The sequence below is a fragment of the Bradyrhizobium sp. HKCCYLS3070 genome (assembly GCF_051167575.1).
GTDB lineage: Bacteria > Pseudomonadota > Alphaproteobacteria > Rhizobiales > Xanthobacteraceae > Bradyrhizobium.
On sequence record NZ_JBNPTI010000005.1, the window covers coordinates 327,843 to 347,741 of the forward strand.

21 protein-coding genes are annotated in these 19,899 nt (G+C 66.2%); 2 read left to right on the plus strand and 19 right to left on the minus strand.

The window, feature by feature from the left end:
- Positions 1-13 precede the first annotated feature (13 nt).
- From ACQR03_RS19075 to ACQR03_RS19100, 6 genes are all read right to left on the minus strand, one after another.
- Positions 14-952, minus strand: coding sequence for an AEC family transporter (locus ACQR03_RS19075; protein WP_316172371.1), 939 nt, complete (start codon positions 950-952; stop codon positions 14-16).
- A 37-nt stretch (positions 953-989) separates the two neighbouring features.
- Positions 990-2,543: an AMP-binding protein gene (locus ACQR03_RS19080; RefSeq protein WP_316172370.1), complete on the minus strand. Its 1,554-nt coding sequence runs from the start codon at positions 2,541-2,543 to the stop codon at positions 990-992.
- A gap of 81 nt (positions 2,544-2,624) precedes the next feature.
- Complete coding sequence (locus ACQR03_RS19085; RefSeq protein ID WP_315825299.1) at positions 2,625-3,257, minus strand: hypothetical protein; 633 nt, start codon at positions 3,255-3,257, stop codon at positions 2,625-2,627.
- Positions 3,254-3,784: a c-type cytochrome gene (locus tag ACQR03_RS19090; protein WP_315713478.1), complete on the minus strand. Its 531-nt coding sequence runs from the start codon at positions 3,782-3,784 to the stop codon at positions 3,254-3,256. Before ACQR03_RS19090 ends, ACQR03_RS19085 begins: the two co-directional genes overlap by 4 nt.
- A gap of 67 nt (positions 3,785-3,851) precedes the next feature.
- Positions 3,852-5,630 carry a PQQ-dependent dehydrogenase, methanol/ethanol family gene (locus tag ACQR03_RS19095; RefSeq protein ID WP_315825300.1) on the minus strand — a complete coding sequence of 593 codons (1,779 nt, stop codon included), beginning with the start codon at positions 5,628-5,630 and terminating at the stop codon, positions 3,852-3,854.
- A 91-nt stretch (positions 5,631-5,721) separates the two neighbouring features.
- Complete coding sequence (locus ACQR03_RS19100; RefSeq protein ID WP_315825301.1) at positions 5,722-6,246, minus strand: copper chaperone PCu(A)C; 525 nt, start codon at positions 6,244-6,246, stop codon at positions 5,722-5,724.
- A gap of 140 nt (positions 6,247-6,386) precedes the next feature.
- On the opposite strand from ACQR03_RS19100, the gene ACQR03_RS19105 reads away from it, so the two are divergent.
- Both ACQR03_RS19105 and ACQR03_RS19110 read left to right on the plus strand, forming a co-directional pair.
- Positions 6,387-7,100 (plus strand): GntR family transcriptional regulator, encoded by a 714-nt coding sequence (locus tag ACQR03_RS19105; protein ID WP_315713481.1) that lies wholly within the window; start codon positions 6,387-6,389, stop codon positions 7,098-7,100.
- A gap of 100 nt (positions 7,101-7,200) precedes the next feature.
- Complete coding sequence (locus ACQR03_RS19110) at positions 7,201-7,887, plus strand: GntR family transcriptional regulator (protein WP_315825303.1); 687 nt, start codon at positions 7,201-7,203, stop codon at positions 7,885-7,887.
- 121 nt (positions 7,888-8,008) lie between these two features.
- Here ACQR03_RS19110 and ACQR03_RS19115 read toward each other — a convergent pair whose 3' ends face one another.
- From ACQR03_RS19115 to ACQR03_RS19175, 13 genes are read right to left on the minus strand one after another with little or no spacing between them, the layout of a single operon-like run.
- A complete protein-coding gene (locus ACQR03_RS19115; RefSeq protein WP_315825304.1) occupies positions 8,009-9,376 on the minus strand; it encodes a sensor histidine kinase in 1,368 nt (455 codons plus the stop codon).
- Complete coding sequence (locus ACQR03_RS19120) at positions 9,351-10,808, minus strand: sigma-54-dependent transcriptional regulator (RefSeq protein WP_315713484.1); 1,458 nt, start codon at positions 10,806-10,808, stop codon at positions 9,351-9,353. The genes ACQR03_RS19115 and ACQR03_RS19120 overlap by 26 nt, the downstream gene beginning before the upstream one ends.
- 8 nt (positions 10,809-10,816) lie before the next feature.
- Positions 10,817-11,857: a hydrogenase expression/formation protein HypE gene (gene hypE, locus ACQR03_RS19125; RefSeq protein WP_315825305.1), complete on the minus strand. Its 1,041-nt coding sequence runs from the start codon at positions 11,855-11,857 to the stop codon at positions 10,817-10,819.
- Positions 11,854-12,981, minus strand: coding sequence for a hydrogenase formation protein HypD (gene hypD / locus ACQR03_RS19130; protein WP_315825306.1), 1,128 nt, complete (start codon positions 12,979-12,981; stop codon positions 11,854-11,856). Before hypD ends, hypE begins: the two co-directional genes overlap by 4 nt.
- Positions 12,978-13,214: a HypC/HybG/HupF family hydrogenase formation chaperone gene (locus ACQR03_RS19135; protein ID WP_315713487.1), complete on the minus strand. Its 237-nt coding sequence runs from the start codon at positions 13,212-13,214 to the stop codon at positions 12,978-12,980. Before ACQR03_RS19135 ends, hypD begins: the two co-directional genes overlap by 4 nt.
- Entirely contained in the window at positions 13,214-15,481 is a 2,268-nt protein-coding gene (gene hypF / locus ACQR03_RS19140) for a carbamoyltransferase HypF (RefSeq protein ID WP_316172368.1), read from the minus strand. Before hypF ends, ACQR03_RS19135 begins: the two co-directional genes overlap by 1 nt.
- Positions 15,478-16,452 (minus strand): hydrogenase nickel incorporation protein HypB, encoded by a 975-nt coding sequence (gene hypB / locus ACQR03_RS19145; protein WP_315752376.1) that lies wholly within the window; start codon positions 16,450-16,452, stop codon positions 15,478-15,480. The genes hypF and hypB overlap by 4 nt, the downstream gene beginning before the upstream one ends.
- Positions 16,452-16,793, minus strand: coding sequence for a hydrogenase maturation nickel metallochaperone HypA (hypA, locus tag ACQR03_RS19150; protein WP_315752375.1), 342 nt, complete (start codon positions 16,791-16,793; stop codon positions 16,452-16,454). Before hypA ends, hypB begins: the two co-directional genes overlap by 1 nt.
- The gene (locus ACQR03_RS19155) at positions 16,786-17,886 is read right to left on the minus strand and encodes a nickel-dependent hydrogenase large subunit (RefSeq protein ID WP_315752374.1); all 1,101 of its coding nucleotides are present in this window, start codon (positions 17,884-17,886) and stop codon (positions 16,786-16,788) included. The genes hypA and ACQR03_RS19155 overlap by 8 nt, the downstream gene beginning before the upstream one ends.
- Positions 17,883-18,383, minus strand: coding sequence for a [NiFe]-hydrogenase assembly chaperone HybE (gene hybE, locus ACQR03_RS19160; protein ID WP_315752373.1), 501 nt, complete (start codon positions 18,381-18,383; stop codon positions 17,883-17,885). Before hybE ends, ACQR03_RS19155 begins: the two co-directional genes overlap by 4 nt.
- A complete protein-coding gene (locus ACQR03_RS19165) occupies positions 18,380-18,592 on the minus strand; it encodes a rubredoxin (protein WP_315752372.1) in 213 nt (70 codons plus the stop codon). The genes hybE and ACQR03_RS19165 overlap by 4 nt, the downstream gene beginning before the upstream one ends.
- Positions 18,589-19,452: a hydrogenase expression/formation protein gene (locus ACQR03_RS19170; protein ID WP_315752371.1), complete on the minus strand. Its 864-nt coding sequence runs from the start codon at positions 19,450-19,452 to the stop codon at positions 18,589-18,591. Before ACQR03_RS19170 ends, ACQR03_RS19165 begins: the two co-directional genes overlap by 4 nt.
- On the minus strand, positions 19,449-19,895 hold the full coding sequence (locus ACQR03_RS19175) for a hydrogenase accessory protein (RefSeq protein ID WP_315752485.1): 447 nt from the start codon (positions 19,893-19,895) through the stop codon (positions 19,449-19,451). The genes ACQR03_RS19170 and ACQR03_RS19175 overlap by 4 nt, the downstream gene beginning before the upstream one ends.
- Positions 19,896-19,899: the final 4 nt, after the last annotated feature.

A 19,899-nucleotide genomic window follows, 5' to 3' on the forward strand; every position in this document is an offset into this window, starting at 1 on the left:
GATGGTGACGTGATCAGCCCGGCGCGAGCCAGGCCACGAGCAGCGAGACGGTGAGGACGGCGAAGATGTGTGAAACGAGAATCGAGCCGGAGGTGACGCCGGCCTCCAGGCCGTAGAGCTTGGCGATCGTGAATGGTCCCGAGCCGATCGGCAGCGCGCTCAGGATCACGGCCGAATGCGACCACAGCGGCGGCATCGAGAACACCTGAAAGGCGAGCAGCGCGGTCACCGCCGGCTGCATCACGAGCTTCAGCGAGACGAGGATGACGATCGAGGTCGCATCGCGCGTCGCGACGCGCTCCTGTGCCAGGAACAGCCCGATGCAGACCAGCGCGGCCGGCGAGGCTGCGCCGCCGAGCAAGGTCGTGAAGCTGAGGAATGGCGCCGGCAGTGAGAATCCGCTGAGGCCGACCGCCAGGCCGGCGACGGGCGCGATGAACAGCGGGCTGGTCAGCAGCGAACGCGCCACCTTGGCGACCGTCGCGCCCAGCGTGGCGCCCTTCTGCAGATCCATCTCGACGACCACGATCGCAAACAGGAACAGCACGCAGGCCGTGAACAAGGTGGCGATGATCGAGGCCGGCGCGCTGTCCGGACCGAACACCAGGAGGCACATCGGAATGCCCATGAAGCCGACATTGCTGTAGCCGGCGTCCAGCCCCTCGATGCTGGCGTTCGCAACGCGCCGGCCGCGCAGACGGCTGATCACGAAGCCCGTCGCGAACGTCGCGGCGATGCCGCCGCAGAACGCGCCGATGAAGCCGAACTGGCTGACCTGCTCGACGCCGATCTTGGACATCGCGGTGAAGATCAGCGCCGGCAGCGCCAGATAGACGGCAAAACGGTTGAGATTGTCGGTCGCGGTGCGATCGAACACGCCGAACCAGCCACACAGGAATCCGGTCAGGATCAGCGCGAAGATCGGAAGGGCGGAATTGAGGACGGCCTGCATCGCAACTACATATCAGACCGTAAGCCATTGCAGCGACTCACTGCGAGAATCTCTTCTTCAGCTCGCGATGCAGGATCTTGCCCGTCGCGTTGCGCGGCATCTCGGCGTCGGTGATGAAGGCGTAGGAGCGCGGCCGCTTGAAGCCGGCGAGCCGTTCTTTCGCCCATTCGACCAGGTCGCTCTCCTTCACCGCCATGCCGTCGCGCGCCACGATCACGGCATGGACCCGCTCGCCCCATTTGTCGTCGGGCAGGCCGATCACCGCGATATCCTTGACACCAGGATGCGCGCCGACCTGCGCTTCGACCTCGGAGGGATAGATATTCTCGCCGCCCGAGATGATCATGTTGCTCTTGCGGTCGGCGAGATGGATGTAGCCGTCGGCATCGCGGCGCGCCATGTCGCCGACCGAGCAGTAGTCACCGCGGAACGCCTCCGCGGTCTTCTCCGGCAGGCGCCAATAGCAGTCGAAGGTGTGCGCGTTCGACGAATAGAGCTCGCCCGCCTCGCCGTCCGGCACCTCGTGGCCGGCCTCGTCGAGGATGCGGATCGGTGCGGCGCCGACGCATTCGCGCCCGACCGAGCCGGGCTTGGTGAACTGCTCATGCGGATGCAGCATGGTGACCCAGCCGGTCTCGGTCGCGCCATACAGCTCGTAGAGCCCGGACTTCGGAAACATCTCCATCACTTCGCGCTTGGTCTCCGGGCGCGCCGGCGCCGAAGAGATCATCAGCTTGGTGACGGCGCTGAAATCATGCTGCGCGCGCACCGCGCGCGGCAGATCCAGCATCATGATGTAGTGAGTCGGCACCAGCGACGTGAACGTGGAGCCGCCATCGGCAAGCGTCGTCACGGCGTGCTCGGGATCGAAGCTCTTGCGCGAATAGATCGAGTTGACGCCGCCGATATAGCCGAACGCGCCGAAGAAGTTCAGCGAATTGGCATGGCACATCGGCATCACCAGCAGCGCGCCGTCGTTGCGGTTCAGCTTCAGCTCGATCTCGGTGACCATCGACAGCAGCACGGCGCTGCGATGACTGCGCAGCACGCCCTTGGGCTTGCCGGTCGTGCCCGAGGTGTACATCAACGTCCAGGGATCGGACAGCGCGACCTGCTGGTCCGGCTCGCGGTCCGCAGCCGCGGCGATGACGTCCTCGTAGCCGCGATAGCCTGCCGGACGCGGCCTGGTGCCAAAGTGGATGAAGCGGTCGTCGGCGATGCCAAGATCCTTGCGCGTCTCCTCGACCAGGCCCACGAGTTCGTCCTGCACGATGACAGCGGCCGCTTCGGCATTCTGCACGATGAACTGCATCTCGGGCGCGGTGAGGCGGAAATTGATCGGCAGCGCCACCAGGCCGGCCTTGGCCGTGGCTGCATAGATCTCGCACCATTCGACACAATTGTAGGCAAGGATCGCAACCCGATCGCCCTTGGCAAGGCCGAGCCCGAGCAGCGCGTTTGCGAGCCGGCACGCGCGCTCGTTCCACAGCGCAAAGCTCATCGCACGTTCGAGATCTCGGGCACCGGTGCGCTCCGGCGACATGCGCGCATGGGCCGACAGCATCTGCCCGAAATTCAAGAGATCCCTCATCGTCGTTTCCTCCCGGCAACCGGGTTCACGACGCCGACTGGCGCGCGCCTCCAGCGGAGCGCGATGAAGGTCGGCGGCGGATTAGTTGATATCCTTGGTGATCCGCACCAGCGTCTGATCGACGAAGCTCTTGGCGTCCTGATCCGGCTTGCGGAACAGCTCGCGCTCGACCGTCAGGGTCCGGCCGGGCACCGTCTTCTTGCAGACCTCGCGCAGGAACACGCCCCCGACGGGCTGCTCGCCTGCGGTCGGCTGCTGCTCCTTGCACTCCCAGCCCTCGGCGCCATAGCGCGACTTCACCTGGTTGCCGAGCAGGAACGCCTTCTTGCGAATATAGAGCCGCGCCTTCGGATCGGTCTCGATCGTCAGGCCGGTGACGGTGCCCTTGTCGTCGACCAGGACCGTCAGCAGCACGGGATGACCGGCCACCTTTGTGCCGTCCTGGCTGGTCTCCGGATCGAAATCGAAGCGCACCGCGTGCCGCGCCTGCTCGTCCGCGGGACAGTCGCGCCATGCCGACCACGCATTGAGCTTGCGATTCGGATCCTTGGCGCAAGTCAGATTGACATAGCCCTGATCGGGCAGGTCGCCGACCGGCATGCCGACGGTGATGTCACGCAGATCGTAGTTCGGCACCGCCTGCGCGGAGGCCGCGTGCATCACGAACGACAGCACGAACGTGGCGAAGATCGCAGCGCAGGTCGACCGCTTCATTTCGATGGCTCGCTTGCAGGCTTGGTGGCATTCGCCTTGTAGATATCGCAGACCCGCGACGTGTTGCCGAAGAAGGCGGTGCACTCGTCGTAGGTCGGCTCGCCGCGCCCCTTGATGTGCGCGAGCACGTAGTCTGCGACCGCCTCGATGTCGTTCGGCCGCAGGAACACGCCGCCTTCCGGCGGCATGCGCTCGCCGACATCCTGGCGGCTCATGCCGTAGCACTTCGCCGTGTCATAGGAGCCGCGCGCGAAGTACGGCATGCCCGTCCCGGGCCGGCCGCAGGTCACGGTCTCGATGATCTGGTCACGAGTGAGCTGCGTCCTGCGCAGCGACAGCGCGTCGCCGCCATAGCCACCACCGCCATTGCCGTGCCATTTGTGGCAGCCGACGCAGTTCGCGCGCTTGAACACGGCCTTGCCGGCCTCGGTCGGATCCGCCGGCGCCGCGGACTGCGCCAACGCGAGCGAAGCGGAGCCGAGGACGAGAGCCGACGTCACGGCGAACGTGATCGCACTGAGTTTCATCTGATCTTCTTGTCGAACAGGGGATAGGAGGCGGAGCGGAGGCCATGCCTCCGCTCCGCAGCCGACTTCACAGCGAGAAGACGTAGAGCATCGAGCCGGGCTGGATCTTCTTCAGCTCGGGCGTGGATTCGATGAACCACTTGTCCCAGGCGCCGCCGAGACCGACCAGGATCGCGACATACTGCTTGCCGTCGACCGAGAACGTCACGGGAGGCGCATTGACGCCGCCACCGGTGTTGAACTCCCACAGCTTCTGCAGGGTCTTGGCATCGAGCGCCATCACCTCGCCCGAGGGCTGGCCGGTGAAGACGAGGTCAGGCGTCGACAGCATGCCGCCGAGATTCGGGAACGGCGTCTCCATCTTGCCGGCGATCTTGCCGGTGGTGACGTCGATCGCGGTCACGCTGCCCGTGATCTTGAACGGCTGGCTCGGTCCGCCGCCGGTCCAGAACTCGCGCGGCTTCAGCTTGTCCTTGGTCGCTTCTTCCACGGTGATCCGGTTGCAGCTCTCGATGACAGGGATGTACCAGAGCTTCAGGTCCGGATTGTACGAGGTCGGCGGCCAGTTCTTGCCGCCCATGTTGCCTGGGCAGATGTCCGCGACCTTGTTCTCACGATGCGGCGACACCGACGCATTGTAGCGCTGCACCGGGTTCTTCGGATCATACTCGATCGGCTTGCCGGTCTCGGCATCGAGCCCCTTGGTCCAGGTCACCTTCTTGACGAAGGGAAGGCCCCAGATGAACTTGCCGCTGGTGCGGTCGATCGCATAGGCAAAGCCGTTGCGGTCGGCCTCGAGCGCGAGCTTCAGGGTGGAGCCGTTCGGCGCGGGCACATCGACCAGGACATTCTCGGCGACGCTGTCATAGTCGAAGGGATCGTTCGGCGTGTGCTGATAGTGCCACTTGATCTTGCCGGTGTTGGCATCGAGCGCCAGCGAACTGTCGGTGTAGAGGTTGTCGCCCGGACGATAGGCGTTGTCCCAGTCCGGACCGGGATTGCCGACGCCCCAGATGATGGTGTCGGTCGCCGGGTCGTAGGTCCCGGTCACCCAGGTCGAGCCGCCGCCGGCCGCGGCCGCGTCGTTGCTGTCCTTCCAGGTCTCGCTGCCCGGCTCGCCCTTCCCCGGAATGGTGTGAGTGCGCCAGACCTCCTTCTGCGTGCCGAGATCGGTCGCCGCGATCCAGCCGCGGATGCCGTATTCGGCGCCGGCCACGCCCGAGATCGCCATGTTCTTCACGATCAGCGGCGCACCGGTGATCACCTCGCCCTTGTCGGGATCGGCGACCTGGCGCTGCCAGGCGACCTGTCCGGTCTCCTTGTTGGTCGCGATCAGGCGGCCGTCGAGCGTGTGCGAAATGACGAGATTGCCCCACAGCGCGACGCCGCGATTGTCGACGCCGCAGCAGGCGATCGCACCGGCCCAGTCGTGATCCGTCTTCGGATCCATCTTCCAGACCAGTTGGCCTTTGCCACCGCGCGCGTCGATCTTGTAGACCGAGCCCCAGCCGTCGGTGACGTAGATCATGCCGTTCTCGACGATCGGCGTGCCTTCGAGACCGCCGTGGCTCCAGATGCCGCCGCCCTCGACGCCGCCGAGATGCATCGTCCAGGCGACCTTCAGGTTCTTGACGTTATCCTTGTTGATCTCCTTCAGCGCCGAGAACCGTGTGCCCGAGTAGTTCTTATGATGGTGCAGCCAGTTGCCGGCTTCGTTGTCGGCGTTGAGAAGCCGTTCGGGGGTCATCTCGTCGGCGGCCTGCGCCGGCGATGCAAGCTGGAAACAAGCGAAGGCTGCGCTGGCCAGCAGCACCGCCCGCAGGGTCGACCTGACGTTAGTCCTCATCGTTTCCTTCTCCCATTATATTGATTATGAGTTCGAGCGAATACCGCTCCGCCAAGCGCGACGGCGGAGGGCAGCAGGCGACAAACACGCTTCAAGGGGACTTGCGAACCTCGACCTCCGTTTCGATGGATCCTGCTTTCTGGAACACGATCGTGCAGGTGAAGCGCTGGCCTGGCTCGAGCGGCTCCCGCGTCTGCAGCAGCATCACGTGATAGGCGGTCGGCAGCAGCACCAGCGTGCTGCCCGCGGCAATTGGAATGTTGGGAATGGAGCGCATCGCCGGCGCGCCTTCGCCGCGGTCGACGGTGTGCCGCTCCGAAAAATTGGCGATCGGACAACGCACGCGCATCAACGCTTCCGGCGCGCTCGTGTCATTCTTGATCGTGATCAGCAACGGGATGTCGCGTCCCACCTCGGGCGCCGCCGGCACCCACGCATCCGACAGGGTCAGGCCTTCTCCGGCCACCCCGAGCGCAGGCGCCATCGCTGCAACCGACGCCACAGAGGCCGCCAGCAATGCGCGCGAGACCGCCGGCATCACGCCGGCGCGCACGCTGCCCTCCGAGCGCGCGGACCAAACCTGATCGCGCTCCAGACTGGTCGGATCTTCCGACAACGGAGTCCCTCCCCTATATGGCCGCCTCTTTAACTTGCCCTAGGGCGGCGCCCTTTTTTGAATTCGTACTCTGAATTCGAATACGTCGCAAATGGATTTTCTGTCTTGACATGCTAATGTCCGGCAAAATGTGATGACCCATGCGAATCGTGCCCGCCGCTCCCTCTCTGGTCGACCAGGTCGTCGAAGCCATCACTGACGAGATCGTCAGCGGCGTTCTCGCGCCGGGCTCGCGGCTGATCCAGGACGATCTGGCCCAGGCTTACGGAGTGTCGCGCCAGCCGGTTCAGCAGGCGCTGATCCTGCTGCGCGGCTGCGGGCTGGTGCAGAGCGCGCCGGGCCGCGGGTTGATCGTGGCGCCGCTCGACCCCGGCTTCGTCCGGGACCTCTATGAGATGCGGGCAGTGCTCGAAGGCCTCGCGGCGCGACTGGCCGCCGAGCGGGCGAGCGATCGCGCTGCGCGCGAAGGTCCGGCCTACATCGCGGCCGGCTACGAGGCGGTGAAGAGCGGGCTCGTCAACCGCAAGATCGAGACCGACATCGCCTTCCATCGCTTCCTCGGCGACCTCTCCGGCAACGCGCTGATCGGCGAGACGATGGCACCGCATTGGCCGTGCCTGAAGCGGGTGATGTCCGACGTGCTGCAGAAGGAGCAGAGCATGTCACGGATGGTCTGGGACGAGCATGAGGACATTCTTGCAGCCGTCATCGAGGGCCGCAGCGCCGAGGCCGAACGGCTGAGCCGGGAGCACATTTCGCGCGCGGCCAGCGTGTTCATCCATCACCTCGAAATCCAGCAGGACAGCAAGTCCAAGCAGCGGCGGACGCTCACTGCGCGGAAATTCCCGCTATGACTCCGTTCAAACCGACAGCGGCCGCAATGCGAGCGCTGGGCTCCGGCACGGCAGCCTCGCATTCGCGACCGGACATCACACCTGATCCCGTGGAGGCCGTGTGCCGCCGCTGAAGACCCAGCCGAGCCTGACCGAACGCGTCTACGAGCGCATTCTCTCCGACATCGTCGGCGGGGAGTTGCCGGAATCTGCCCGCCTCATCCAGGACGATCTGGCCCGCGACCTCGGCGTCTCGCGCCAGCCGGTGCAGCAGGCCCTGCTGCTGCTGCGCAATCAGGGCTTTGTGCGCGAGGCGCCGGGCCGCGGCCTGGAAGTCGCGCCGATCGACACCGACTTCATCCGCAACCTCTATGAAATACGCGCGGTCGCCGAGGGCCTCGCCTGCCGGCTCGCGGCGACCCGCGGCGCCAAGCGAGCGGCCGAGGAAGGCCCGAATTTGATCGAGCAGGGCCGGCGCGCCGAGCGCGAGCATTCGGTCGAGAAGCTGATCGAGGCCGACGTCAGGTTTCATGAATTCCTCTACGAGATCTCCGGCAACTCCGTCATCCAGGACACCACCCTGCCGCATTGGCTGCATCTGCGCCGGCTGATGGGCGAGGTGCTGATGCGCGACGAGACGCCGCGGCGGATCTGGGATCAGCATGAGGACATCCTGCGGGCGGTGATCGCGGGCGATGCGCAGACAGCCGAGGATCTTGCCAGGCAGCACATCACGCGAACCGCAACCGTGCTGCTGGCGCGGTTGACCAATCAGCGCGAGCGCGTGCCGGTCGCAACGGCGTCCTGATCACCTCGGGCTTGGCTTCTGCCCGCAACATCCGACGGCACCGCCGTCAGGAACCCCAGCATCGTTTCGAAGGGATACCCAGCATCCCACTTCAGCGTCGGCAGCAGCGCCGCCGCTATGGTCAAGCCGCCGGCAAGCTGAAAGAGAACGTGGCGCCGCCCTGCGGCTCGTTGCTGGCCAACAGCTCGCCGCCGTGCTCGCGGACGATGCCGTAGCTGATCCACAGCCCGAGCCCCGTCCCCTCCCCGACGCGCTTGGTCGTGAAGAACGGCTCGAAGATGTGGGTCAGATGATCCTTGTCGATGCCCGGGCCGTTATCGGTGATGCGAAAGGCGATCTCGCTGCCCTGGCGCGCCACCGCGACCAGAAGGCGCGGCAGGTCGGTCGATCGCATCGCGTCGATCGCGTTCTCCACGAGGTTGACGATCACCTGATGCAGCTGGCCTTCGTTGCCCAAGATCCACAGATCCGGCTCGACCTCGATCTGGATGTCGACACGATGCTGCTTGGTGCGCCCTGCCCACAGCACGGCCGTATTGATCAGTCGCTCGATGTTGACGCGCTCGACCTCGCCGAGCTTCGAGAACGACAGGCGGCGCAGGTTCTTGACGATCTCGCTGATGCGCACCGCGCCTTCCACCGTGCCGTCGATCAGCGGCCCGAAATCCTCGAGGATGGCGTCGATCCTCAGATCCGAGCGAAGCGCGGCGATGTCCTCGCTGACCGGCTGCTCATGGATGGCATCGAGATAGCCGACCAGCGAGGTGCGGTAGCGCATCAGGGTGTGGATGTTGCCATAGACGAAGCTGATCGGATTGTTCAGCTCGTGGGCCACGCCGGCGACGAGCCGGCCGAGGCTCGCCATCTTCTCCTGCTCGACCAATTGCCGCTGCGCCCGCTGCAACTCCTGATGCGCCTTGTGCAGGGCCTCATAGGCGCGGCGCAGCTCGCCGATCGGACGGCCCGTCAGCACGACGCCGATGAAGCGGCCGCGATGGTCATGCCGCGGCGAGCTGTTGATCGCGAACAGATCGGAGCTGACGCCGGCTGCCGCGGCAAAGCGCAATTCACCGTCGACCACATCGGCGCTGCTGCGCGGCTTCAGCAGCGAGGCGAGCTTGGGCCGATGATCGGGATCGATCATCTCGGCGATATCGCGACCGGCGATGTCGGCCAAGGCCCGTCCCGATGTCTGCAGGAATGCGGAGTTGGCCTGCTGTACCGTGCCCCCGGCGTCGCAGACGACCAGGATGTCGGAGACGGACTCGATGACGTTGGTGACGAAGGCCTGGGCTTCCTCGAGCTCGGCGTTCTTGTGCTCGAGATCGACCTCGTAGCGCAGCAGGTCGGAATAGACCTCGTCCATCTTGCGGATCACTTCGATCCACACGCCTTCGCGCTCGCTGTCGAGTTCGAGCGTACTGCTGCTCGCGATCAGCTTGAGCAGCGTGTCAGCCCCGGACTCAGGAGAGTGAGTGGCCTTTGCCATGTTTCTTCAGATCGTATCTCGACAATTTGTTCCGGAGCCCCACCCTTGACAGGCCGAGCTCGCTGGCGACGCGACTGATGTTACCATCATATTTCTCCAGACAGTGAACGATGATGGTCTTTTCAAGATCCTCGACCCTGTCCTTCAGGCTCCCGGAACCGTTGAGCTTGCCATTGGCGATCGCGGGCGCGGCGCGGCGGCCGTTGCGCCGGCCGGCGAACGGCGGACAGCGCAGTTCGTCGGCATCGGCCAGCACGGCCATGCGCTGGATCTCGTTCTGCAACTCGCGAACATTGCCGGGCCAGTGATAGCGGGAGAATTCCTCCAGCGCCGCCGGTGCGAACCGCAGATGCGGCCGGTTGAACGATGTCTTCACCGCCGACAGCACGCCCTCGGCGATCAGCGGAATATCCATCGGACGCTCGCGCAAGGACGGCATGTGCACCGGAAACGCGGCGAGCCGGTAGTACAGATCGCGGCGGAAGCGGCCGGCTTCGACTTCGGCCTCGAGATCCCGGTTGGTGGCCGCGACCACGCGCACGTCGACCTGGCGCACGCGCTGCGCGCCGAGCGGCCGGATCTCGCTCTCCTGCAGCACGCGCAGCAACTTGACCTGAAAGGCGGGGGATGTCTCGCCGATCTCGTCGAGAAAGATGGTGCCGCCGTCGGCGACCTCGAACAGGCCGATGCGGTCCTGATAGGCGCCGGTGAACGCGCCCTTCTTGCAGCCGAACAGCTCGCTCTCGAGCAGCTCATCGGGCAGCGCGCCGCAATTCTCGACCACGAAGGCCTTGGTGGCGCGCGCAGAGCCATAGTGAATCGCACGCGCCAGGAGCTCCTTGCCGGTGCCGGATTCGCCGGTGATCAAGACCGAGATGTCGTAGTCGGCGGCGCGCCGGCCGAGCTCGATCACGTTGCGCATCGGGCTCGCCGCCGAATGCACGATGCGGTCGAAATCATAGAGCTGCTTGGCGGCGCCGCGCTTGACCGACACCACCTTCTTGATGTGGGCCGGCGTGGCCTTCACGTCGACGCCGGCGGTCTCCGTCTCCTTCTGCAGCCGGTACAACTGCACGGCCTCGCGGACGATCTCGATCAGGCGATCCGGCTGCCAGGGCTTTGTGATGTACTGATAGATGCCGGCCTCGTTGAGGCCGGCGATGATGTCCTCGGAGTCCGAATAGCCGGAGATGATCATCCTGACAGGGTCGGGCCACATCTCGCGCACGCGCTTCAGGAAGCTGACGCCGGATTCCTGCGGCATGCGCTGGTCGCAGATCACGGCGTGCACGATCTCGCCTTCGAGCAGCTTCTCCGCGTCGTTCGTGTTGCCGGCACACAAGACCTCGAAGTCCTGGTTGAGGACGCGGCGCAGCGCCTCCTGCGACCGGACCTCGTCATCCACGACCAGTATCGTTCCCTGGATCCCCATCGCGCGTCTCAGCAGATCCGCGGCAACTGCTCGCCGGACAGCCAGTCGACGATACGGCCGCCGCCGAAGCTCGTCGCCATCTGGACGAAGCGGTGATCATCGGCCACCGCTTCGCCGATGTCAGCCGCATCGCGGCCGAGCGGATGCGCCCTCATGGCGGCGAGCACGGCGCCGGCCAGCTCCGGCGCGACCACCGCGACGAGCTTGCCCTCATTGGCGACGTGGAGCGGATCGAGCCCGAGCAGCTCGCAGGCGGCAGCGACCGCAGGCTTCACCGGAATCGCTTCCTCCTGCAGACGGAAGCCGAGATTGGACTGCTGCGCGATCTCGTTCATCGTGGCCGCAACCCCGCCGCGCGTGGGATCGCGCATCAGCCGGATGCCGGCGCCGCCGGCTGCAACCATGTCGGCGACGAGCCCGTGCAGCGAGGCCGAGTCGGAGATGATCTCGGTGTCGAAGGTGAGGTTCTGCCGCCGCGACATGATCGCCACGCCGTGATCACCGAGGCTGCCGGACAACAGCACGCGGTCGCCGGGCCTGGCCTTGTCGGCCGAGAGATCGAGGCCGTCCGGCAGCACGCCGACGCCGGCGGTGGAAATGAACACGCCATCCGCCTTGCCGCGCTCGACCACCTTGGTGTCGCCGGTGATGATCGCAATGCCCGCCTCGCGCGCCGCCTCGCCCATCGCATCGGCGATCCGTTTCAGGTCGGAAAACGCAAACCCCTCCTCGATGATGAAGCTCGCCGACAGATACAGCGGCCTGGCGCCGGCCATGGCGATGTCGTTGACCGTGCCGTGCACCGCCAGCGAGCCGATATTGCCGCCGGGGAAGAACAGCGGCGAGACCACATAGCCGTCGGTCGTCATCACCATGCGGCCGGCGGCGACGTCGAACGCCGACTGGTCGTTGCCACGCGCCAGCCATTCATTGCCGAACGCCTCGTGGAACAGGCCGGCAATCAGTTGCGCCATCGCGCGACCGCCGGCGCCATGCGAGAGATCGACGCAGCCGTTCTTCATGTCGAGCCGGCGCTGATGCATGCTCATGATGCAAGCCTCCGCTGATGGTCGCGGAAGCGGCCATAGGTCCAATGCGCCGCGCAGGCACCTTCCGACGACACCATGCAGGAGCCGATCGGCGTCTCCGGCGTGCAGGCGGTGCCGAACAGCCGGCAGTCCACCGGCTTCTTCAGGCCGCGCAGAATGGCCGGACATTCGCAGGCCGGATTGTCGGCCACAACCAGCTCGGACATGGCAAAGCGCAGCTCGGCGTCGAGATGCGCGAAGGCGGGCCGCAGTTTCAATGCGCTCGCCGGAATGCTGCCGAGGCCGCGCCATTCGAACTGGTCGCGCAGTTCGAAGATCTCGGCGACCTCGCGGATGGCGCGCTGGTTGCCGCTGGCGGTGACGGCGCGACGGTACTGGTTCTCCACCTCGTGGCGGCCGTCATTGACCTGCTCGATCAGCATCAGGATCGCCTGCATCATGTCGAGCGGCTCGAAGCCCGCGATCACGACGGGCTTGCCATCATCGCGCGCGAACGGCGCGTAGGGCTCGGTGCCGATCACGGTCGAGACATGCGCCGGCCCGACGAAGCCGTCGATCTCGACCGTGTCGTCGCTGTCGAGGATCGCGCGCATCGCCGGCGGTGTCAGCACGTGGTTGCAGAACACGGTGAAGTTCGACAGCTGCTTCTTCTCGGCGGCCCGGATCATCACGGCGGTCGGGGGCGTCGTGGTCTCGAAGCCGATGGCGAAGAACACCACCTCGCGACCAGGATTCTGCTCGGCCAGCGCGATCGCATCCAGCGTCGAATACACCATGCGGATGTCGGCGCCGCGCGCTTTCGCCTTGAGCAGCGAGGACCCGCGCGAGCCCGGCACGCGCATCAGGTCGCCATAAACGCAGAGGATGACCTCGGGCCGTTCGGCCAGCGCGGTCGCCATATCGATGCGCCCGGCCGGCAGCACGCAGACCGGACAGCCGGGGCCATGGATCATGCGCACATTGTCGGGCAGCATGTCCTCGAGGCCATAGCGCGCGATCGCATGGGTATGGCCGCCGCAGAACTCCATGAAGCGATAGGCGCGCGCCGGCTCGGCCTTGGCGCGGATGGCGCGCGCAAGACCCGTCGCCAGCTCCTTGTCGCGAAACTCGTCGGCATATTTCATGGTCTGACCTCCGCCACAGCCTCGCCCATCTGCCGGAGCAGGTCGAGCGTCTCGCGCGCCTCCTCCGGATCGATCTTGGCCAGCGCGTGGCCGACATGAAGAATGACGTAGTCGCCGACGGCGATCTCCTCGATCAGCGCGACCGAGACCTCCTTGCTGACACCGTCGATCGAGACGATCGCCATGTCGTCAGGTAGAAGCTTGATCACCTCGGCAGGAATGGCCAGGCACATCAGACGGTCCCTCCAGACATCATGTTGTTTTGTGTGAGATGCAGACCGGCCACCCAGGCCTGCCCGAGGCTGAGGCCGCCGTCATTGGGCGGCAGACGGCGCGGCAGCAGCGGATCGAGGCCTGCGGACCGGCAGCCGCGCACGATCTGTTCGGCCAGATGCGCATTGAGAAAACAGCCGCCGCTCAGCACGATCGTACCGATGCCGGTCGCACGCGAGGCTCTCACGATCCAGTCGACGCAGGCCGCGGCCAACGTGCCGTGAAACAGCCCCGCGGCTTCGACGGCGTCGAGATCACGCGCGATCAGATGCGCGAGCAGCGGCCGCAGCGACAGCACGCCATCGGCAATGGTCCAGCCGCGCTCCAGCGCTGCCGGTTCGCGCACCAGCGCCTCCAGCTTCATGGCCGCCTCGCCTTCGTAGCTCTGCACCGTGGTGACACCGAGCAGTCCGGCCACGGCATCGAACAGCCGGCCGGCGCTGGTGGTGACCGGAGCATCGGCACGATCCAGCAGCATGGAGATGTTGCGCGACTGTGTCTGGGCCGCGAAACGCCGCCCGATCTCGTCACCGCGACCGATGTCGTGCAGCACGGACGCCGCCATCCGCCACGGCTCCCGTGCGGCCCGGTCGCCGCCCGGCATCTTCAACGGTGCGAGATGGCCGACGCGCCGGAAGCCCGCGCCGTCGCAGGACAGCAGCTCACCGCCCCAGGCGCCGCCATCGCTGCCATAGCCGTAGCCATCCAGCACCAGCGCGAGGGCGGGGCTGGTCACGCCATGCTCGGCCATGACGGAGGCCGCATGCGCCTGGTGATGCTGCACCGGCAGCGTCGGCAGACCGTGTGCCTGCGCGAACCGCGTCGACGCCATGTCCGGATGCAGGTCATGAGCGATCGCGACCGGCTGGACATCGAGGATGGCGGTGAGATGCGCAATCGTCTCCTCGAAGAAGCGGATCGCCGCCGCCGTGTCGAGATCTCCGAGATGCTGCGACACGAACGCCTCGTCGCCGCGCGTCACCGTCACCGTCGCCTTCAGCTGAGCGCCGACCGCGAGCACCGGCGGCATGGTGCGCGCGAGCCGGATCGGCTCCGGAACATAGCCGCGCGCACGCCTGACGAAGCGGGGAACGCCGGCCACGACGGCAAGCACGGAATCGTCGGCTCGGATGACGATGTCCCGGTCGTGGGTGACGATCAGATCCGCAATGCCGGCAAGATCCGCGAGCGCCTCGGCGTTGTCGGTCAGCAGCGGCTCCCCGCTCGGATTGGCGCTGGTGCAGACCAGCGCCCATGGTCCGTCGGCAGCCACGCGGCGGCCCGCCTCCAGCACATGGAAGATCAGATGATGCAGCGGAGCGACCGGCAGCATCACCCCGATCTTTGCGAGCCCTGGTGCGACCGAGGACGCAACACGCTGGCGTGAGCGCAACAGCACGATCGGCCGCGCCCCCCGCTCCAGCAGCGCGCGCTCAGGCGCATCGATCTCGGCAATCTCAGTTGCGGCGTCGACCGTGGCCAACATCACGGCAAACGGCTTGCCGTCGCGCTGCTTACGCGCGCGCAGTCGCCGGACCGCCTGCTCATCCTGGGCGTCGCAGAGCAGCTGATAGCCGCCGAGACCCTTGATGGCGACGATCCTGCCATTCGCGAGCGCGGCGGCAATATCATCGATGCCATGGCTGAGCCGCGGACCGCAGCGCGGACACGAGATCGCCTCGGCATGAAAGCGGCGCCCTGCAGGATCTTCGTAGTCGGACCGACACGCCTCACACATCGGAAAGTGCTTCATCGCCGTGGACACGCGATCGTAAGGCAGGCGCTCGGCGATGGTGAAACGGGGGCCGCAATGGGTGCAGTTGACAAAAGGATAGAGATGGAAGCGGCTGCCGGGATCGAACAGCTCGGCCAGGCATGCGGCACAGGTGGCGGCGTCCGGCACGATCCGCGTCGTGACGCGCCCGCCCACGCTCCCGGCGATCCGGAAGCCCGTGCCGATACCGGCCGCGATCGGCTCGACGGCGATGTCGTCGATGCGCGCCAGCGGCGGTGTCTGCCGCGGCAGAGCCTCGACGAATTCGGCGACCTCGTCGCCCTCGACCTCGATCAGCACGCCATCAGCATCGTTGGCGACGAAGCCGCCGAGCCGATGGCGGGTTGCCAGACCATGGACATAGGGACGAAAGCCGACGCCCTGCACGGCCCCGCGGACGCGGAGCCGGAGGCACGTATGGTTCGCCGCCGATGTCCGGCCGGGCGTGCTCATCCCCGCACCGCGTTCGCTGCGCCCGCCCGCATCCGCTCAGACTGCTTCCTGATCCAGGCGTAGAACGCCGAAAGGCCCTCGCCTGTCTTCGCGGAGATCGTCAGTACCTCGATCTTCGGATTGACTCGGCGGGCATATTCGATCGTCTGCGCAAGATCGAAATCGAGCACCGGCGCCAGATCGATCTTGTTGATGAGCATCAGCGATGACGCTGCAAACATGTCGGGATATTTGAGCGGCTTGTCCTCGCCCTCGGTGGTCGAGAACACGACGATCTTGCAGGCCTCGCCGAGATCGAAGGCGGCCGGACATACGAGGTTGCCGACATTCTCGATGAACAGCAGCCCGCCGCGCAGAGCCGGCAGCCGGCCATAGGCCTCGCCGACCATGGCCGCGTCGAGATGACAGCCCTTGCCGGTGTTGATCTGGATCGCCGGCACGCCGGTGGCGCGGATGCGCTCGGCATCGTTGGAGGTCTGCTGGTCGCCCTCGATCACCGCGACGGGCCGACTCTGCTTGAGATCGGAGACGGCGCGGACCAGCAGCGAGGTCTTGCCGGCGCCCGGGCTGGAGACGAAGTTGAATGCCAGCACGTCATGCGCGGCGAAGCGCGCGCGGTTTTCTGCCGCGAGCCGGTTGTTCTTGCCGAGAATGTCGCGTTCGATCTGGATGATGCGCCCGCTGGAGAGACCGGCAACCTCCTGCCCGGCCGGATTGGCCGAACAGTCGACGTGGTCGGCAGCATGATCATGTTGATGATCATGCGCGCGACCGTGATCATGCGGGTCATCATCGTGATGGGGACCATGCTCGTGCTCGTGATCATGATAATGGCCGTGATGGTGATGATGATGTCCGGACTCATCATGGCTGTGATCATGTCCATGAGCATGATGATGCTCGTGATCGTGATGATCATCACCGGATTCGACGGAGGACTTGCCGTCGCTGCAGCCACACACCGTGCACATTACTCGACCTCCAGCTCCTTGACCCGCATGTCCTCACCGCCCGTGACCTGCAGCTGATGACTGCCGCAGGCCGGACAAGACTGATAGCGTTGACTGATCTCGACGCCGCGCGAGCAGCCCAGGCACCATGCCGTGCCCGGCTGTTCGATGATCTCGAGCGCTGCCCCGTGCAACAGGGTTTTCGCGGTCACCGCCTCGAAACAGAATCGCAGCGCCTCCGGCGCGACATGGCTGAGCGCACCGATCTCCAACCACACGGTCTTCACCGTGGAGAAGGCGCCCTTACGTGCCTCCTGCTCGACGATCTCGACGATGCCTTCGCACAGCGCCATCTCATGCATCGGCCATCCCCCGGAACGCCAGGTGATAGCCGACGCAAGGATCGAACGATCCGACCATCGTATGGATGGCCTGGCGATCGACGGTGCCGCGCAGCGCAACCCCCGTGAGGCTCCTCACGACAGGACCGCGCGGGTGAAAATTCCATTCCGTCGGCGCCAGATACTCGAAACGCGAGACCGCGCCGTGCGCATCCAGCTCGATCGCGTGATGCAGCCGGCCGCGCGCGCATTCGACTGCGGCGGCGCCGCGCCGCGCCCCGAGCGCGTAGCTTGCGACGGCATGCGGGTCGGCCGCCTGGTCCTCCGCCTCGCCGGTCTCGATCCAGCGGAACAGCTCAGCAATCTCAGCTATCTTGGCTGAGAGACGTTCGACGGAACCAGCCGATGCCAATTGATGGCGCTCCGCATAGCGGGCCCAGACTCCGGTCTCCGGAACGCGGCCGTCGAGCTCGGGAGCCTCAGCAAAGGCAGATCCCACGTCGATCAATTGCGTGACGATGGCGCCATCATCGGCGGCCGACAGGATGTCATGCTCGGCCGGCATGTGCCTCCATCCTCCATCATCGGCGGCCTTCCGGGCCGCGTCCATCATCGATGCAAGCGGAGTTCCCGGCAGAACCGGCTCCGCTGGCAAGCCTATGCCCAGAGCCACCATGCCCGTCTTGATCTGAGACAAGGTTGCAGCGCGAGATTGCTGCGAGACGCCGGAATGCGTCTGTAGCGCCGCGATCGCCTGCAAGAGCCGTGGCACCGGCTGCGCAGCACTACGATTGTCCGCCATTGAAGCGATCAGCAGACCGCGCATGAGTTCGGCGAAGCGTTCCGTCAGCACGGCCTCGATCCGACGATGACGCGTCGACGGCTTCGCCTGCTCGCCGCGCGCCGCTTCCAGCGCCGAGAGCAGCGCGACCTGATGCGCACCGGCGCACAGCGAGAACAGCCGCGGCAGGGCCGCAAGCAGCATTTCGGCCGGCTTGCCGGCGAACAGCCGTCCCAGCGGCGGCCGCGTGCGCGGCCGAATGTCGACGCCTGTGATCCGCCGATCGGCGACCGACAGCGTCACGTCGATGCGGTTGCGAAAGCCGAGGGTCATGCGCGGCCCTCGGAGAGGGTGCCGCGCAGGAACGCGCGGCGATCGATCGTCGACGCCTTCGCGGCGCGTTCGGACAACGCCTCGTCCTCAGGTGCCGCCATCAGCGCGGCGAGCGCGGCCTCCGCCGCCGCACGCGCCGCGGCCATGTCCGCGAACTCGAACATCGGCGAGAACAGCGAGCAGCTCGCGATCCGCCCGATCCCGGCGATATCGCCGATCGTGAACTCGAACGAGCCGGCCGGAAGCACGATCTTGACGACGGATCCCGCGGAGTCCTGGGCGGCCGGAGTGACCACGTTCATGAACCAGGGCGTGACGACGATGCCGAGGATGCGGCCCTCAACCACCGAAAATCCGATCGCCTCGACGTCGAGCGCGTCGTGATAGATCGGCAGCTCGCGCATCGCACGCGCGCCGATCCCACGATAGACGCCGGCGAGACGCTCGCCCCACGCGACCGGCGTGACGTCAGACGTGCCCTGCGCGTCCGCGCTCATTGCTCGACCACCATGAACTTGGTCTTCGGCGCGTCGCAGTTCGGGCAATGCCAGTCGTCCGGCAGCGCCGCGAACGGCGTGCCCGGCGCAATCTGCGCGACGCCGTCACCGTCGGCCGGATCGTAGCGCGTCCAGCAGATGCCGCACTCCAACAGCGCGTCATCAGCGAGATCGCTGCGGACACCGTAATTCTCGAAGCCGCCGTTCATGTGAAATAGGCCTCGATGATCTGGGTCAGGCGCTCGGCCGAATCCTCGAAATCCTCGGCCGCGGCGAGCGCGACCACCGGCACGCCGCCGACTTCGAGGGTGTCGAGAATGATCGTATCCATGGCGTTGAAGAATTGCACCGACCAGACATGGCGGATGCCGGTCGCGAGCACGCGGCAGGTGCCGTAGCCGCGCGACATCAACTGGATCGGGCCGTTGCCGAGCGTCTGCTGCAGGAAGCTCATGTCGGCCGGGCTCATCGGCAGCAGCGTGAAGTTGATGGTCTGCGAGCGCTGGCCCGGTCGCCAGGACAGCGCGCGCTCGCGGATCTCGGCGAGCACCGGCAGCGCGTTCATCGTGCCCTCGGGCACCGGTCCGATCGCGATGTCATTTGCGGTCAGGTCGGCGGCCGCGCGCGACACGATCTCCGGCACGGCGCCGACTTCGATGTAGTCGTGGCGCTCATCCGCTTCCAGCCGCACCCGCCAGATGCCGGCGAGCACCGATTCCTGGATCTGGGCGAGCGTCCCGTCGGGAAGAGCCACGACGCCCGCGACCTCGCCCTCGCCCAGCACGTCGTCGATCAGCCGCCGCTCGAGATCGTTGAGGCCTTCGAGACGGAATAATTGCGTCAGTGCGCCGGCCGTCTGCGCCGCGGTGGCGGATGCAATCGTCGACAGCAGTTCGACCGCGCGCGGACAGCTCCGCGCCAGCGCCTCCGAGTCGAGCGAGGCCAGCTTGGCCAGCGCTCCGGAGGCGGTCAGCCCCTTGTGGGAGGTATCGAGCGCCTCTTCGCCGATCGGAAAGATGTTGACCGGCTCCTCGGCTCCTTCAGGCGCGATCCAGAATCCCGGCTTCATCGCTCGACTCCCGCAGGCTGATGGACTGGGACGATGCTGGCGACGACCGCCGCCGTCGCGCCCTGCGGCCGGTCGATCAGCCGCGAGATGCGATCGACATAAACAGACCAGTCCTGGATCTTGGCGATCAGGCCGAGCGTCTCTCCCCCGCGGCACAGGATCAGGCTCGGCTGCACACGCACGCCGAATCGCGCCCCGATCTCGGCCTCCGCTTCGCGCGCGACGACCGCGCCGCGCAGCCGGCCCTGAAACGCCGTGATCAGCTCCGGCAGCACGATGGCCACGTCCAGTGCCTCTGGAAACCGCGCGGGATCCCCGGCCGACAGCAGCACGGTGACAAGCCCGGCGCAATCAGCCTCGGAGAGAAAGGCATCGACGGTGCCGGTATCGACCTCCGGCAACCCGCCTCGCGCGCGCGCGGGGTCACGCTGCTGCATTTCCATCGGT